The following is a 13436-nucleotide window of genomic DNA, read 5'->3' as shown; positions in this document are numbered from 1 at the left end:
TCGCTGACAGAACGGAGAGACGATGGATATCAAGTACTACGACGAGCATTCTGGCGAGTTCGATACGATCACGCAGACGCTGAAAAAAGAGATGGAAAAAATCTGGGGGGATTCTCTTAAAAAGAACGGAGACACACTGGATGATGAATCCGTTTATGGCCAGCTGTTTGAAGAGCTGCAGTATAACTTCAGCCCCGAATCCTTCAGCGAGCTGGACCCGGCGCAGACGCTGAATGAGGACCAGATTGCCGCGTTTGTGGCCAGATCGCGCCGTTACAAGACGGGTATCACGGTTAAGTGCGTGCCGGGAAAGCCGCACAGGTGGCTTAAAGGCCGTATTGAGCCTTTCGAGAATGCTGAGGGAAATAACCTTATCTGGATCGACGTTGCGGCCATTGAGTACATCGGCGCGGGAATGCAGTTTGAAGACCAGTATTATCTTAGCGTGACCACGCGCAGCGGGCAGACTTACCGCGTGAATGACTTCCGCCTGCCCGGACGCCTGCTGGAAAGCGCGCATGACACCCTTTTCAGGGCCCTGAACTCAACCACCGGCGGCGATTTCTGATACCGAACTGCATCGCGCTTACCGGGGGTTTAAATTGACAGGGGTTAACGTTTAATTGTTCGTTCACTCCGAAAAATTAAGTCGTTAAAACGTCCATAATTGAAAGGTGTCCTTCTTCAGAAGCTGGACGCCTTTTATGTCTGAAAATGAATGCTGCTCTCGCTTAATCGTGACAGTCATGGTTGCTTTGAACGCTAATCCAGTAAGCAGGCTCGACAACCCAGACTCCGCAGTCATAGGCCATCGCCTTATGACGGCGGTTAACCAGCCATATCGCCCAGGCAAATAAGCGACTATCTCCACGATAAAGGGTCTTGCCTCCTTTGATCATGACAATATAACGAGGCTTCTTACTCATATCTTCTCCTCACCGCTTATATGCCCTGAGAGAAGTGCAAAGGGTATGCTGTCCTCCTCACGCCCGACCATTACCGGTACGTCCTTCCAGCGCCCCGCGTCTTCACCCCAGCGCTCCAGATCAGAACAGGACAGACCGTGCTTCTGACATATTTCCTGGATCTCGTCGTTTGAATACCAGTCAATGCGTGACAGGTGTTGACGGATCACCCACTCATCCCACGGCCTGCCGTCAAAGGTGGGTTCATGCAGTCGCCAGTCCGGTGCCATGCTGACCAGAAAGTTGCCGTACAGGCTGCCGGTTATCTGATAGATATCCGCATAGCCAACTTCACTGTCCGGGATCACCTCCAGATACAGCATACCCGCTTCCGGATGCTCTGCGCCCAGCAGTACGCGCTGTTCAGTCATCACACTCTTCTCCTGCAGTTATTATCCGCCAAAACGTGACCGCCTGACCTGCCGCGTGCCGGCATCAGCCATACGGTCACTGATAACTGTGTCACGGCTACCAGATAGGGAAAATAAAAAAGCCGATCACTGCCAGCATCGACAGTGCCGTAGCAGGAAGCCTGAACTTCATAAGGTAACTGATAAAAAGACCTATCACGCCGCCAAGAATGATGGCCGCGCCGAACTGTCCTACCGCAACTAAATCAATGCCGTTCATTAAGTTGTTCATCTTATCCATCGCACTCATGTAAACACCTCCGGGTGAGTCAGGTTCAGCGTTCTGAACCGGTCTGTCTGCAGGCAGCGTTCCGGCCGCTGCGCGTTAAGTTTGCCGTCGTTCACTGTAATCAGCTCAGGCCGGGGTTTCATGACCTTTTCCCCTGTTCATCTTTCTCTGCCTGCCGGGCAAGTGTTTCCAGCGCCCTGACCTCACGTTCACGCCAGCTGGCCGCCTGACGTTCCTTTTCCTCTCTTTCCACCTGCCTTATGATGGCCCAGGAACACCATACAATACCCAGCAATAACGCACCCGCCACAAACCAGGTGCCGTCATCGATGGGTATCAGGCTCTGCAGCCGCTCAGAAAAATTTGTATTCACGTTCCGCCCCCCTTTGCATGATGAACCCGCCGGCCGCCATCATCGCCGGCTGTTCCTGTTTGCGCTGCGCGCCTGCCTTTCCAGCCACGCCTTATGAAAATCACCCCTGACCCACCTGACGACGATCACCACACACAGCAGGACAACGCCCGCCGCCGCCGCCAGCGGGTTGTACAAGTCCGGCAGAAACGTCCGGTACAGCCAGTCAGCCGCAACGTAAGCACCCAGGAGGGCAACCGACCAGAGCCAGGCATAGAGTCTCATAGGCCCCTCCGCGCGCCGGTGATCTCAAAGACGTGAAAAACCAGCGGATGCGAATTCAGGTGCACCACGTTTTTGCCGGCAATGAACGGCATCTGCACCGTGCCGATAAAGGTGAGGCTGTTCTCCGGTGGCAGCTGGTCGCCTGTACCCGCGACCAGAAAGCGGCGCGGGGTTTCCGGTGCCGCGTTATCAACGCGCACCCACAGACAGATATCGCGTCCGACTGCACCGGCAGACAGGATCTCTGCGCCGTCGGGCATACTGATTGTCTGCCTCAGTTCCGCGTCCAGTACGTATTTCCAGATAGTATTCATGATCACTCCGTCGTATTAAGCGGCCGCGCTGCGGGCCTGCCTGGCAGTCAGGCCTTGCTGCTGTTATCCGTCTGCCGTGAAGGTCTGAAGGGACCGGTATCAACCGGGCCATAGAGGTCAATAAAGGTTGCCAGCTGCCAGTACACAGCGTTGATCTGCCCGGTCATGGCACTCAGTAACGCTGACATGTTTCCGGCTGCGTCTTCCAGCACGTCCTCTGCCTGCGCCAGATGATCCTGCATCCACTGCCAGTAAAGTCCGGTATCTTCATCCGGATCGCGTGGCAGCGGATCGCGGCAGGCCGCCAGAGCCATAAACGCGGCCGAACCGGCAATGTCCTGCCGCAGCTGCTCGCAGCGCAGCCGGCACTGAGTGGCCAGATAGTCACGTTCGGGGGCACCATCAGGCAGGGCCGCAAGACTCTGCAGCGCATCGATGGCCAGACGTATACGGATCAGCGTGTCCCGGAAAACGTCAGCGGGTGCTTCAGCGCGCTTTGACACCCGGAACGGCAGCTGGCCGTGCTGGGCCAGATACAGATAAAGGTGGTTGACGGCCTCGGTCGGGCTGACGCCGTGCCGGGCCAGCACTTCTTCAGCCTCGGCCTTAAGCTGGTCTTCAATGCGTACATTAATGGTCTTCACTGCGGCCCCTTAACTGTGCGCGGATACTTCCATGCGGCAACAAGCTGGCCGTCGGTGGCGACATCATTCAGCCGGGTTACGTCTTCCCAGAAGGAACGCACCATAACGCCTTCATTCTTTTTACGCTGCCCCGAAACATAGCGCGCATAAAGACAGTCCTGCAGATCGTAACGCTGCTGAACGCTCAGCCTCGCGTCGGCTTTAAGGGTTCTGAGATTCGAGTCGCACCAGGCTATCGCATCTGGCAGCCGGGGCGCGACGTCAGCCAGCCGGGTAACGCCATCAAGGGGCAGAACCTGGCCATTACTGCCATCTGCCGCTGCTGCCGGCAGCGCGGAGACAAAAAGCAGCGTCAGCAGGGTTTTGTTAAAAGTCATGCTGGTATTCCTTATAAGGGTCAGCCGATCGGGATGCGCTGACGGTTAAACAGGTTTGCCGGAAAGCAGCAGCGCCAGCATCTGAAATGCACCATAGGCGCTAAGCGCTGAACACATCCCGAAGATAATCCAGCCGAGTGTCATTTTATCCATCCTGCCGCTCCACTGTTGTGTACTGCAACATTGCAGTATACCTCCACCTTACACCCCGGCTTCACGTACTGCAACATCGCAGTACAGAAATTAAATACGTTTTTGCCTGCGCCCGGATTGCGGAAAAAACGAAATACACGCGAAAGGCAAAATTAACCGGGAGAGGAAGTCGGGGGCGGTCCGGGTGCGGAGACTACATGTTGTGCCACAGGCAGCTGACAGAGACACAAAATGTAGCGTTATCCACAGAAAATGGGGATAAGTGCGGCACTGCGTCTTCTGCCGGAAAACCGCAATGGCGGAAAACATGGCACGGATCAGCCTGGTGCGGTATAAATGGCTGTACGCATTGCATTGCCATACAGCGATATAAAAGGAGACGCCATGACAGTCAGCCACGCGGTGCGGCGATGCACCTCAGAGTCCGGCTTTACGCCGGCCAGCGCCCGGCCGGGTGACTATGCCGCCCAGACCGCCCAGGCAGCGGCCGTTCTGGAGAAGCTGGCTGCCCGCCTGCACAGCGACGGTGAGCGCATCCGGCCTGCGGTGATGGCGGTTGCCGGCATGATGTGTGAATGGTGGGAACAGGGCATCGCCGGCACGCAGGACCCGCGCGAGGACGCCGATCGCGCCCGTCTGCAGGCGATGGCGGCCGCGCTGAGAACGGCCTGACCCGCGGCGTGACGCGCCTGACGCCGCCGGAAGAAGGCCGTCAGGCTGCGCCCGCGCAGCGTACTGCTACACTACGGAGGTGCAGCTCTTTAACCCGTACCGGAACGGAGATAACCATGACCATACGATTTGTGTTCAGCGGAACAACCCTTGCAGAATCCTCTTCGGACCGCGTGCCTTCCGTGGGCGATGAGGTGACGATCAGAACCGGGACGTATAAAAAGGGACTGGAGCCCGGCACGCTGATTTCCTTCATCGTCAGCGATGAATACCCGCCCCATTACGACTACAGCGGCGGCGGCGAACCGGTGATTTACATCGACGTTAATAATTACACCGTCCGGGCCGGCCAGGCTGAGGACTAGTCTGACGCCGGGCTTCCCGTCAGCCTTTACATCCCCGGCTGACGGGCCGGGCAGGCGGCGGGGGGCACTTAATCAGACGACCGCGCCGGCGTCAGGGCATGCCCTATCATGTAAAGGCCGCCGACAGAGAAGACAGCGTAAACAATGACGGCCGTCACGTCGATCATGTCGCTCTGCTGCATCCACGCCACAAACGCCTGGCTGCAGTTATCGATCAGTTTTTCCACTTCTGTTTTCATCGTCTTTATTCCGCTGTTTCAGCTGAAAGTCATTGCGGCAGCTTATGGCGCTGCAGCGTGTTCCGGCAGCGGTCAAAGCCCCGGTAGCACAGCGCGGCCGCGATGAAGCAGAGCGTCGCAAACGCAAACGCCACGCCGGCCTGCACCGGATCGAGTCCGTTCAGGGTGTAACCCCACAGGCAGATAACCAGCCTGAAGGCGGCCTGAAACAGCATGAGCGCCCCGAAAATGCCGAAGCCCCACAGCCCGCATACGGCCGCTACCGTCTGCCTGTTCACGGCATACACCTCACCGCGCATCGGATCACCGTTTTCCCTGTCTGATCTGTCCATAGTGTTTTCCTTATTTCTGGCCGGCAGTGTGCGCCGCCGCCAGCTCGGCCGCGAACCGCTGTTCTGTCCGCTGGCGTATCCGTTTCTTTGTCATGTTTTCCCAGCGGCTGACCGTCTGCGCCGTGCTCCAGTCCGGGTTATCGATCTTGTGCTGCACCATCTCCGGCGTAAAGGTGTCCAGCAGGTTCAGAAACGCCTGCGGCGTACTGGTATCCCCTTCACCGGCAAGCAGCTCCGACACGAAATGACGGGCTTCGCAGTCGTAAAAGTCCTCGCCGGGAAACAGAAAGTCACCCAGCCCGGATGAATAACCCTGAAAATATTTTTCCGATTCCATTGCAGCCCTCCGGCCTGTAAACGCAGAACCTGCCTGCTATTGTTCGGTTATCGTCTCACCTTCTCAGACCCTGATCCAGGCCGCTAAAAGTGGCACGATTCATTATAGTGCGGTATAAATGGCTGTACAATAAATACATACATTTAACTGTACATAAGGATGACGCCATGAGCGGACTGTTTGACCGGAAAAAGCGCGCCAAAAGCGCCCAGCTCACTGTACGCCTCGACGAGCAGCTGAAAAAGCGCGCGGAGCTGCGCATGGAGGCAATGGGTATGACCGCCACTGACGCGGTGGAGCAGCTTTACCGCTATATCGCTGAGCATGGCCGCATGCCGCTGGCAACCAGGGTGGTGACGACCGATGACCCCTTTTTCCGGCAGGGTGAGATTACGTCGTTCAGTCTCAGGAATCTGAACAGTGAAGACCCGGAAGACAACGTTCTTCGTGTGCCGCATGGCGCCCACTTTGCTGCAACAGCTTCAGCCTCATCAGCCGGTCATAAAGACAGCCAGGCGGATAGCGACGCGACAGGCTTCGCCCGCCGCTTTGTGGCCTTTCTGGCGGCGCGGGGGATCAGCTGCAGTGACTCTTCGCGCTTTACGGCTGAGGTCTGTCAGTACAAATCGGTTGAGGGCATCCGCCGGACCGTTATGCGGGTCATGACGCAGAGAGGCATGTCGCATGCAAAGTTTGTCTTCCACAACGAAACCCTGGCAGAGCTGCCGCGCCTGGCAGAATCGCTGCCGCGCGAACTGATGACGGATTTCGGTTTTACGGCCGATGAAGCCGCCGTGGTACTGAACCAGATCCAGCCCGCGCGGAGGCCGGAATGAGTGACGAATGGCCAGCCGGTGCAGAACGGCTCTCCGTGCAGGCGTTCCGCACGCTGGTAAAGGATAAGGGCTGGATGATCAAAGCGGTGGCCGCACGCTGGCAGATTTCCGACACCTGGATGAGTAAGCTGATAAACGACACCAGACGGGGCGCGCAGTGGGATGACGCCTGCCGCGGGCTGCCGGACCTGCGCTGCGGCGTTGCGGCCATTTCAGCGCAGGAGCTTCGCACACTTAAAAAGGAAAAAGGCGGCTGGATGACCCGGACACTGGCTGCCCGGTGGAACATGACGGAGCAGACGGTGGGCCACATTTTCAGAAACAGCGGCCGGCCTTTAGTATGGGACGATGCGTTTCGCGGCGTGCCCCATATCAGTGAGGACGCACCACCGCTTCCCGCAGAGGCATTCCGGGCCCTGACGGAAAAGAAAAGCTGGCCACCCGGACTGCTGGCCGCGCGCTGGGGCATGTCGCCTGAACAGCTGGCGGAAACAGTGAGCAGGCCTGACCGGGGTTCGTTCTGGGATGATGCCTGTCGCGGCCTGCCCGGTTTTATCTGATTCATTGCATACAAGGAGCACCCATGAAAATAACCATCCGTGATGTATTACGATCGCCCCAAGCCATCTTCTTCATCTCGCTTACCCTGTACTTTTTATGCCAGTGCGCAGATCTTCATGTGGCGGCATCCGGTGCCTTACCGTGGCAGCAGGCGGTTAGCGGCCTGTTGTTTAACGTCTTCATCCCGGTACTTCTGTACTGGCGGCTTGTCAGGGCGGCACGCCCCTTCCTGCGCGATCCCCGTATGCTGCCGGCCATGCACTGTGCGGCAGGACTGTTTGGAACCGTTCAGTTTAATGCCTTTTTAGACACGCTGGTCAGCTTTTCAAGACCCTGGCCTGCTGTGTGGCTGACCCTGTTTACCGCTGCGCAGCTGCTGACGCTGGCGGTGCTGTTCATTCTGGGTCGCCGGTTCTTACGGATTGCCCGCGGAAGGCTGTAACAGCTGCAGGCCCTCATACATGACTGTCCGGCTTCTGAGAAAAGCCAGGGCGGCTGTGTTCCATTTGCACGCTGTCGTGCGCTATACTGAATGGGCCAAAAGAGAATTTCACCCCGCTGCACGAGGCTGACCGCGAATCAGCCGACTGCTCCGGCAGAACAGCCCGCCCCGCAAAGGCGGGCTTTTTTGCGTCCGCGTCCTTTTTACCCTGTCCGTTTATTTTTTACCGTATGTCGCCTTCAGCGTGGCCACCATTTTTGCGTGATCGGGCCGCAGCGCAAACAGCTGCTGAATAAGTTCGTCAAGGATCAGGCAGGCCCCCTCGACGTGGGAACGCCGGATTCGCCCGTTGGTATGGCTGCCATGATTGCCCAGGTCTTTCAGGGCATCAAACGCCGCAAAGTGTTCGCCCAGAGTCGCTTCACTGTCCCGGATGCGTGTGGCCAGCGGAATGATTTTTGGTCGCTCGCCGTCGGTCAGGCGGGCCACGCTGAGCTCGTCAAGCAGCAGCTCCAGCGTCACCCGCAGCGCGTTTACGGCCGCATTGAGGCTGACCGGTATCAGCGCGGCGATTGTCTCCAGCTGATTTTTCACGTCCTCCGGACAGGCGTCAGGCAGGCGAAACAGCGGCAGGGGCGGGACAAAGGTGATGGCGCGATAGAGCGTATACCAGCCGGTCTTGCGCATCTGTTCATCGAAATCAATCATGCCACGCCCCGTTCCGGCTACTGACACCGATTCACGGCAGTCAGCCCGGCTGCACTCCAGCATGCAGCAGAACACTTCCCGGTCGTCCTCTTCGGTGTACCAGTCCTCGCCGCGGTGGCGCAGGGAGTCAGCCGTGTCCCGCGTGGTAAAAGAACCTGGCACCAGAACCAGCGATGCGTTGAGGCAGGCCGGGCAGCGCCACGCGGGCAGCCTGTCGGAGGTAAAACTTTCATAGGGGAAGGGACCGGGCATCTGGTTTCATCGCAGCAGGGGAGTGGTGAGAGAAGTGTACACGCGCGCCACGATTTCAGGCTACGTGATTTCGCTGACCCGCCCTCAGCCTCTGAATATAATCAGACAAGCGAAAACAGCTTATTAAAATTTCAAAAGATTACCGGGGGAAAAATATTTTTATTAAAAATCGTGCGACCTGTAAAAATATATTCAGGCATTTCTGTCTTTATATTGTCTCGTTAAAAGTCGTGAAAAACGCAAAGCCTTATACCATGCGGGCTGAAACCCCATTACCACACTGAAAACGAAAAAGGAAGAACATTTACAAAAAAACTTGACTTTCACGCCGTAAGCTGTTAAAGTAACTGCATAAATCGCTGATGGGTTCAGCGGTGAAAACTGGTAATCAGGGTCCGGAAGATATGAAATGAGCACAGCGTAACGCAGATAACGGTGATCCGGTTCGGAACCAGTTTATGCCCGGCGTGTGTCAGACACTCCGGGTATTTTTTTGTCTTAACGCAGTAAACGATATTTAAGGATACGGGGGTGAACTATGCGACGACGATAACCGACAGGCAGTAAAGCAGTAAAAACTGGATATGTATTTTTTTAACCATCATTTGGAGAAATGGCTATGAAAACGCCAGAAACGTTTATCAGAACCCAGAACCAAAATAATAAGAGTGAGATTTATAATGCTAAAACTGATGAAAAAGAGGGTCAACCGCAAGACCAGAAACGGCGATACCAGCACCACCATTTACACTTTAGAGCGTATTCCGGACCGCCGTAATCGTGATAAAGAAGAACCGCCGGAAGCGGCTGAGCCGGAAAATAAAGGCTGGTTCAGGCGAGAGCTGAAAGAAATCAGAAACACGATCATTGAAGCGTCATTCAATAAGGTGTGGCATACCCCGATTTATATCGCGGTGTATGGATTTATTCAGCTCTACCTTCCGGGACTGATGGTATTGGTGCCGTGGCTTCCGCCGGTTGTGTTCTCGGCTGCAGCGGGCTATGTGGCCTATATCACCGGGGCGCTGCTCCTTTTCTACCTGCGCAGATTCGTGGTCTGGGCAGCAGGAAAAAGAAAGCGCAGGTCTGCGGGTAAAAGGAAACAGTAATAAGAGTGGTCGCTCATTTACTGTGTAAATAATAACACAGCCTGACTGCCGGGGTCAAAGCCCGGCAGTCAGCAAAAGAATAAACACGGGGTTTCATCATGAAAATAATGATAATTTAGATTTCGGCTGATTTTAACGGGTTCATATATTTCTGAGCATTGCGCTGTTATTTAACGGCGGGGATCAGTGCAACTTTTAATAAGATTGTCTCCGCGGTCTTCAGCGCATCTTTCTCAGCTGACGGCTACGCCGCCACGCGCTGACATCGGCGGCCAGCTCCGTCAGGCCTGACAGACAGGCTGCGGCCATTACCACGGCCATCATCAGGCTCATGATGCAAAGCCACAGCGCCCGGATACCTGCAGAGGAAAAAAGCCAGATTAACATTCCGCTCAGGCCGTCAGCGTGCTGCCAGGCGGTTATCAGCGCCTGCCAGGCCGCGATGATTTCAGTCATTTCGTTACCCTGTTGATTTATCTACGGAAGTGGCTGCCGTACTCACGCTGACATGTCGCGCGCCGGCGGTCACGCTGGATCTGTCCGGTCAGCTGTTGTTGGATGCAATTTAAACTATAGCTTTACATTCAGCTTTACAAGATGTAATTAATTCAGCAACACCTTCCCAGACACGGAACCTGTATGCCTGATAAAAAAACGGCCGATATTGCCGGCGAATCCGGCCCCGGTAAAACTCTCCCGCTGCGCAAAGTCATGCTTAATATCCGCATCGCTGAAGAGCTTAAAAAGCGGGCCGAAGCCATTCTGGCCAGCCAGAACATCTCTGCCACCGATGCCGTCACCAGCCTGTACCGGTTCATCGTTGAACATGGCCGTTTACCGGTACAGCAGCGGATCATTACCACAGAAGAACCGGTTGTGTTCGCTATGTCAGATATCTCGCAACTCGAATCGGTTTATCAGCCCGGCGAGATCCGGACCCTGCTGAACAACACAAACGTCACCATACAGTTTGCTGATGGCGGCAGGCGCCGCGCCTTCCTGGCGGAGGATGGCGTGCAGTTCGCCTACCGCTTTCTGGCCTTTATGAGCGGACAGGGCATCGGCTGCAGCGAACCGCAGCGCTTTGTCGGACTCATCAGCGATCATGACGGCAGGTCGCCGGCGGAATCCCTGCAGGCACAGATTGTCGCCCTTCTGCAGAACTTACACGGTCACGATCTGACGTTCAGCGTCAGCGGCGACACCAACTGGGCCCTGCCGCCCCATTCGCTGATCAGCGAGCTGAAAGCAGAGTTTGGCTTCAGCGACGAACAGGCGCAGGCCGTACTGGCGCAGGTCCGCCCCACCGGTAAAAAAGAGGATCACACCAATGGATGAAACCTGCCGTGACTACTATGAGTCAGCCGAAAATACGGCCATTTCCCGCCGGCGCGCCCTGGAAGAGCTCCGGCGCCATCAGCAGGATGCACCGGAAGACGTGGCGGAATTCTACGCTGACGTGGGCGACTGCGATATTTATCAGGCGCAGGCCGTACTGCGCTGGCTGGGATACTGAGAGGCAGGCATGGCCAGAAAGATAAAAACCGGACCGCGTTCGGTGCAGCTGACCATTATGGTTTACCTGCTCATTGTGCTTGTCGCCGGCGTCGTTGCGCTGACCCTGGACTACCACCACCTGATTGCCTTTCCGCCCACCTGGATTGTGCTGACGACCGGATACGGGCTGGGCGGGGCAGAATGCCTCTGCGACGGGCGTTCGGGACACACGATGATGAAACGGTGGCTCACCGGCTTCGCGGGGGGCATTGCTGTCGGCGTGGCAGCCTTCGCCTTTCTCTATTCCGGAAGCGCATACCAGCGCGAGGCCGAAGCCGCTGAAGCTGAGGCGCACCCGGAGAGGCTTACCCCGGAGCAGTTCCGTAAAATATATCCGCCGCTGACCGTTCAGGAAAAAAAGGACTGACCGCATGCTTTACATGCTGCTCTGCATTTTATTTATGGGAATGTCGTTTCGCCTGATGTTCCGTACCGTGACCGAGATTGGCGAGGGCCGTTTTACCGGTAATCGCCTGGAGGTTGTTGCGCTGGCCATGCTGCCGCTGGCGCTGGGATCACCGTTCCTCGCAGGTTTCTATACCCTTGACCGTGCCATGACCCTTGATCAGCTATCCCGCGTCTCATCATACGCACAGTGGGCAGGTCTGGCGGCCGCCGCTATTCTGACCGTGCTGTATGCCCGACGCGCCTGGCGAGCATCGCACCGGTTCTGGTACTCGGGGCTTGTCGTGGCCGGCGCACTGCTGACGTTCATCTTTGCCGACAGCCTGCAGTTTGTCTCGCGGCAGGATGCCGGCGTGATGGCCACGTTCGTGCTGGCAGAGGGAAACGGGAACGACGTGGACTGCCCGCAGCCGGCCATGCTGATCCACTACTCAAAGGGCGAGCCGGCAGACTGGCGCTGCCCGAAAGGTATTGCGCTGATGTCTGATTCATCACGCCCCTTCGTGCCCTGGCCTGACTATCACAGCGGCCGCAGCCGGCACCTGACGACCGTACTGGATACGCTTACTGACAGCGCACAGCGCACAGAAAGGAGCCCGAAATCGTGAAAAAATTTTCGCAACCTGCCAGCCTGGTAACACTGCTGCTCACCTGCATTGAAGGCATGGGGCTTGTATTGATCGCCTGGGTAGCCCTGAAGCATTTAAAGGAGCCGGCCACGGCGCAGGCGCAGCTGATGTTCAACTTCATCGTGGTCATCGGGGCTGTAATCATCCTGTATCAGATGTACAAAGACTATTCCCGCACCGGACCGAATCCGCGCGTCATGCTGTACGGCGCCGTTGCGCTGGTTTCGGTTCTCGCCGTGGTGGGTAACTTCGGTGACGATATGGTACGTGAGCCGGGCTATCTGGCGCTGTTTATCGGCGCGGTGGCATTTTGCCAGATCGTAAAACTGAGCTGCCAGATGGCAAGCAGCCAGCCTGACGCTCAGCGCTTTTATGACGTCCGACAGGGCATCCCCGTTACCCTTCAGGCGCGTGTGGCAACCGGACGTGACAGGCGCTTTATTGCCGCTCATGAGGCCGGGCACGCGCTGCTTTATGCAGCCTGGTCGCCGTATCCGGACGCTCTCAGGGTGGTGGTAAAAGCCGGTTCTGACGGCAGTAATTCGCTGGGTTACGTCAACGATGGCCAGCAGCGCCACCTGCTGACGGATAAGACGTTTGCCGAGTGGGACATGCTCATGTCACTGGCGGGCAGCGCAGGTGAGCGCTGCTACACGGGCGAGATGTCGCTGGGCGCGATCAATGACAACCAGCGCTGGCTCTCCGTGGCCACGCCGTATCTGAGCTGCTATCCGCAGAGCGGTATTTTCTACACGGACCCGGCATCTCAGCTTGAAATTGAGGTTAATCAGCGCCACCTCTCTGCGCTCAGGGCCGCACAGAATGCCCTGCTTGAGGCATTTTTTGAGCATAACCGTGAGGTGCATACCCGCCTGACGGAGGCGCTGCTTGCCGGCAGCACGCTGACCGGTGCCGATCTCCATCCGTTCTTTGCCGGTGTGCAGCTGCCCGACGATATACCGCGACCGCAGAACGTGAACACGCAGGCCTGAGCAATCTCTTTTCCCTGTCTCATTTCACTGAAAGGGCGGCGCAGCCGTCCTTCTCAGTGCAGAAAGATGTACCAGAACTTCCAGTAATAGTCTGCCCAGCCAATCAGCACTTCCTTACCGTCCACTTCGCCCCAGGTATGAAAGTCCGTGTCATCGCGGTGCAGGCTCTCTGCATTGCGGACGCGGCTGAACTGGCGAAGGTAGGCGCGGTATTCATTTTCAGTGACGTATTTACGGATGGCCATGTTCGTTCTCCTGTACGGGTATCTGT

The 13436-nt window shown here is 56.8% G+C and carries 26 protein-coding genes; 12 read left to right on the top strand and 14 right to left on the bottom strand.

Going from position 1 to position 13436, the window contains the following annotated elements; all coding sequences use genetic code 11:
• The first annotated feature begins 22 nt into the window (after positions 1-22).
• Positions 23-568: a hypothetical protein gene (locus AB6T85_RS22545; RefSeq protein WP_369896822.1), complete on the top strand. Its 546-nt coding sequence runs from the start codon at positions 23-25 to the stop codon at positions 566-568.
• 163 nt (positions 569-731) lie between these two features.
• On the opposite strand, the gene AB6T85_RS22540 is transcribed toward AB6T85_RS22545, so the two are convergent.
• The 8 genes from AB6T85_RS22540 to AB6T85_RS22505 form a co-directional block, all read right to left on the bottom strand.
• Complete coding sequence (locus tag AB6T85_RS22540) at positions 732-926, bottom strand: hypothetical protein (protein ID WP_369896821.1); 195 nt, start codon at positions 924-926, stop codon at positions 732-734.
• On the bottom strand, positions 923-1336 hold the full coding sequence (locus tag AB6T85_RS22535) for a hypothetical protein (protein WP_369896889.1): 414 nt from the start codon (positions 1334-1336) through the stop codon (positions 923-925). Before AB6T85_RS22535 ends, AB6T85_RS22540 begins: the two co-directional genes overlap by 4 nt.
• A gap of 97 nt (positions 1337-1433) precedes the next feature.
• Complete coding sequence (locus AB6T85_RS22530; protein WP_369896819.1) at positions 1434-1625, bottom strand: hypothetical protein; 192 nt, start codon at positions 1623-1625, stop codon at positions 1434-1436.
• Positions 1626-1743: 118 nt separating this feature from the next.
• Positions 1744-1977, bottom strand: a complete 234-nt coding sequence (locus tag AB6T85_RS22525) for a hypothetical protein (protein WP_369896818.1) — start codon at positions 1975-1977, stop codon at positions 1744-1746.
• Positions 1978-2016: 39 nt separating this feature from the next.
• Positions 2017-2241: a hypothetical protein gene (locus AB6T85_RS22520; RefSeq protein WP_369896816.1), complete on the bottom strand. Its 225-nt coding sequence runs from the start codon at positions 2239-2241 to the stop codon at positions 2017-2019.
• Entirely contained in the window at positions 2238-2555 is a 318-nt protein-coding gene (locus tag AB6T85_RS22515) for a DUF7352 domain-containing protein (RefSeq protein WP_369896815.1), read from the bottom strand. The genes AB6T85_RS22520 and AB6T85_RS22515 overlap by 4 nt, the downstream gene beginning before the upstream one ends.
• A 47-nt stretch (positions 2556-2602) precedes the next feature.
• The gene (locus tag AB6T85_RS22510) at positions 2603-3199 is read right to left on the bottom strand and encodes a type II toxin-antitoxin system RelB/DinJ family antitoxin (protein ID WP_369896813.1); all 597 of its coding nucleotides are present in this window, start codon (positions 3197-3199) and stop codon (positions 2603-2605) included.
• A complete protein-coding gene (locus AB6T85_RS22505) occupies positions 3196-3576 on the bottom strand; it encodes a hypothetical protein (protein WP_369896812.1) in 381 nt (126 codons plus the stop codon). The genes AB6T85_RS22510 and AB6T85_RS22505 overlap by 4 nt, the downstream gene beginning before the upstream one ends.
• A gap of 489 nt (positions 3577-4065) precedes the next feature.
• On the opposite strand from AB6T85_RS22505, the gene AB6T85_RS22500 reads away from it, so the two are divergent.
• Positions 4066-4401, top strand: a complete 336-nt coding sequence (locus AB6T85_RS22500) for a hypothetical protein (protein ID WP_369896810.1) — start codon at positions 4066-4068, stop codon at positions 4399-4401.
• Between the two features lie 116 nt (positions 4402-4517).
• Positions 4518-4766, top strand: coding sequence for a hypothetical protein (locus AB6T85_RS22495; RefSeq protein WP_369896808.1), 249 nt, complete (start codon positions 4518-4520; stop codon positions 4764-4766).
• Between the two features lie 68 nt (positions 4767-4834).
• Here the strand turns inward: AB6T85_RS22495 and AB6T85_RS22490 are convergent, their stop codons facing one another.
• Genes AB6T85_RS22490 through AB6T85_RS22480 form a run of 3 tightly spaced genes read right to left on the bottom strand, consistent with a single transcriptional unit; the run spans position 4835 to position 5674 of the window.
• On the bottom strand, positions 4835-5005 hold the full coding sequence (locus AB6T85_RS22490) for a hypothetical protein (protein ID WP_369896807.1): 171 nt from the start codon (positions 5003-5005) through the stop codon (positions 4835-4837).
• A gap of 29 nt (positions 5006-5034) precedes the next feature.
• Positions 5035-5337 (bottom strand): hypothetical protein, encoded by a 303-nt coding sequence (locus AB6T85_RS22485; protein ID WP_369896805.1) that lies wholly within the window; start codon positions 5335-5337, stop codon positions 5035-5037.
• Positions 5338-5347: 10 nt separating this feature from the next.
• A complete protein-coding gene (locus AB6T85_RS22480; RefSeq protein ID WP_369896803.1) occupies positions 5348-5674 on the bottom strand; it encodes a hypothetical protein in 327 nt (108 codons plus the stop codon).
• A 167-nt stretch (positions 5675-5841) separates the two neighbouring features.
• Here AB6T85_RS22480 and AB6T85_RS22475 point away from each other — a divergent pair, with 167 nt between their 5' ends.
• From AB6T85_RS22475 to AB6T85_RS22465, 3 genes are read left to right on the top strand one after another with little or no spacing between them, the layout of a single operon-like run.
• Positions 5842-6510, top strand: coding sequence for a type II toxin-antitoxin system RelB/DinJ family antitoxin (locus AB6T85_RS22475; RefSeq protein ID WP_369896801.1), 669 nt, complete (start codon positions 5842-5844; stop codon positions 6508-6510).
• Positions 6507-7070 carry a hypothetical protein gene (locus tag AB6T85_RS22470; protein ID WP_369896799.1) on the top strand — a complete coding sequence of 188 codons (564 nt, stop codon included), beginning with the start codon at positions 6507-6509 and terminating at the stop codon, positions 7068-7070. The genes AB6T85_RS22475 and AB6T85_RS22470 overlap by 4 nt, the downstream gene beginning before the upstream one ends.
• Before the next feature lie 23 nt (positions 7071-7093).
• Entirely contained in the window at positions 7094-7513 is a 420-nt protein-coding gene (locus AB6T85_RS22465; protein WP_369896798.1) for a hypothetical protein, read from the top strand.
• A 216-nt stretch (positions 7514-7729) separates the two neighbouring features.
• Here AB6T85_RS22465 and AB6T85_RS22460 read toward each other — a convergent pair whose 3' ends face one another.
• Positions 7730-8473 carry a DUF8608 domain-containing protein gene (locus AB6T85_RS22460; protein WP_369896797.1) on the bottom strand — a complete coding sequence of 248 codons (744 nt, stop codon included), beginning with the start codon at positions 8471-8473 and terminating at the stop codon, positions 7730-7732.
• 680 nt (positions 8474-9153) lie between these two features.
• Between AB6T85_RS22460 and AB6T85_RS22455 the strand changes: the two genes are divergently transcribed.
• Entirely contained in the window at positions 9154-9582 is a 429-nt protein-coding gene (locus AB6T85_RS22455; RefSeq protein ID WP_369896795.1) for a hypothetical protein, read from the top strand.
• A 219-nt stretch (positions 9583-9801) separates the two neighbouring features.
• On the opposite strand, the gene AB6T85_RS22450 is transcribed toward AB6T85_RS22455, so the two are convergent.
• Positions 9802-10038 (bottom strand): hypothetical protein, encoded by a 237-nt coding sequence (locus tag AB6T85_RS22450; protein ID WP_369896794.1) that lies wholly within the window; start codon positions 10036-10038, stop codon positions 9802-9804.
• A gap of 183 nt (positions 10039-10221) precedes the next feature.
• Between AB6T85_RS22450 and AB6T85_RS22445 the strand changes: the two genes are divergently transcribed.
• From AB6T85_RS22445 to AB6T85_RS22425, 5 genes are read left to right on the top strand one after another with little or no spacing between them, the layout of a single operon-like run.
• Positions 10222-10920, top strand: a complete 699-nt coding sequence (locus AB6T85_RS22445; RefSeq protein ID WP_369896792.1) for a type II toxin-antitoxin system RelB/DinJ family antitoxin — start codon at positions 10222-10224, stop codon at positions 10918-10920.
• Positions 10913-11098, top strand: coding sequence for a hypothetical protein (locus AB6T85_RS22440; RefSeq protein WP_369896790.1), 186 nt, complete (start codon positions 10913-10915; stop codon positions 11096-11098). Before AB6T85_RS22445 ends, AB6T85_RS22440 begins: the two co-directional genes overlap by 8 nt.
• 9 nt (positions 11099-11107) lie before the next feature.
• Positions 11108-11506, top strand: a complete 399-nt coding sequence (locus AB6T85_RS22435) for a hypothetical protein (protein ID WP_369896788.1) — start codon at positions 11108-11110, stop codon at positions 11504-11506.
• 4 nt (positions 11507-11510) lie between these two features.
• Positions 11511-12152: a hypothetical protein gene (locus AB6T85_RS22430; RefSeq protein WP_369896786.1), complete on the top strand. Its 642-nt coding sequence runs from the start codon at positions 11511-11513 to the stop codon at positions 12150-12152.
• Positions 12149-13165, top strand: a complete 1017-nt coding sequence (locus tag AB6T85_RS22425) for a M41 family metallopeptidase (protein WP_369896784.1) — start codon at positions 12149-12151, stop codon at positions 13163-13165. Before AB6T85_RS22430 ends, AB6T85_RS22425 begins: the two co-directional genes overlap by 4 nt.
• 53 nt (positions 13166-13218) lie before the next feature.
• Here the strand turns inward: AB6T85_RS22425 and AB6T85_RS22420 are convergent, their stop codons facing one another.
• Complete coding sequence (locus tag AB6T85_RS22420) at positions 13219-13410, bottom strand: hypothetical protein (protein ID WP_369896783.1); 192 nt, start codon at positions 13408-13410, stop codon at positions 13219-13221.
• Positions 13411-13436 lie beyond the last annotated feature (26 nt).

This window comes from Erwinia aeris, from assembly GCF_041224955.1.
GTDB classification, from domain to species: Bacteria; Pseudomonadota; Gammaproteobacteria; order Enterobacterales; family Enterobacteriaceae; genus Erwinia; species Erwinia aeris.
The sequence above is the reverse complement of the archived record's forward strand: the minus strand, read 5'-3'. Positions and strand labels throughout refer to the sequence as shown.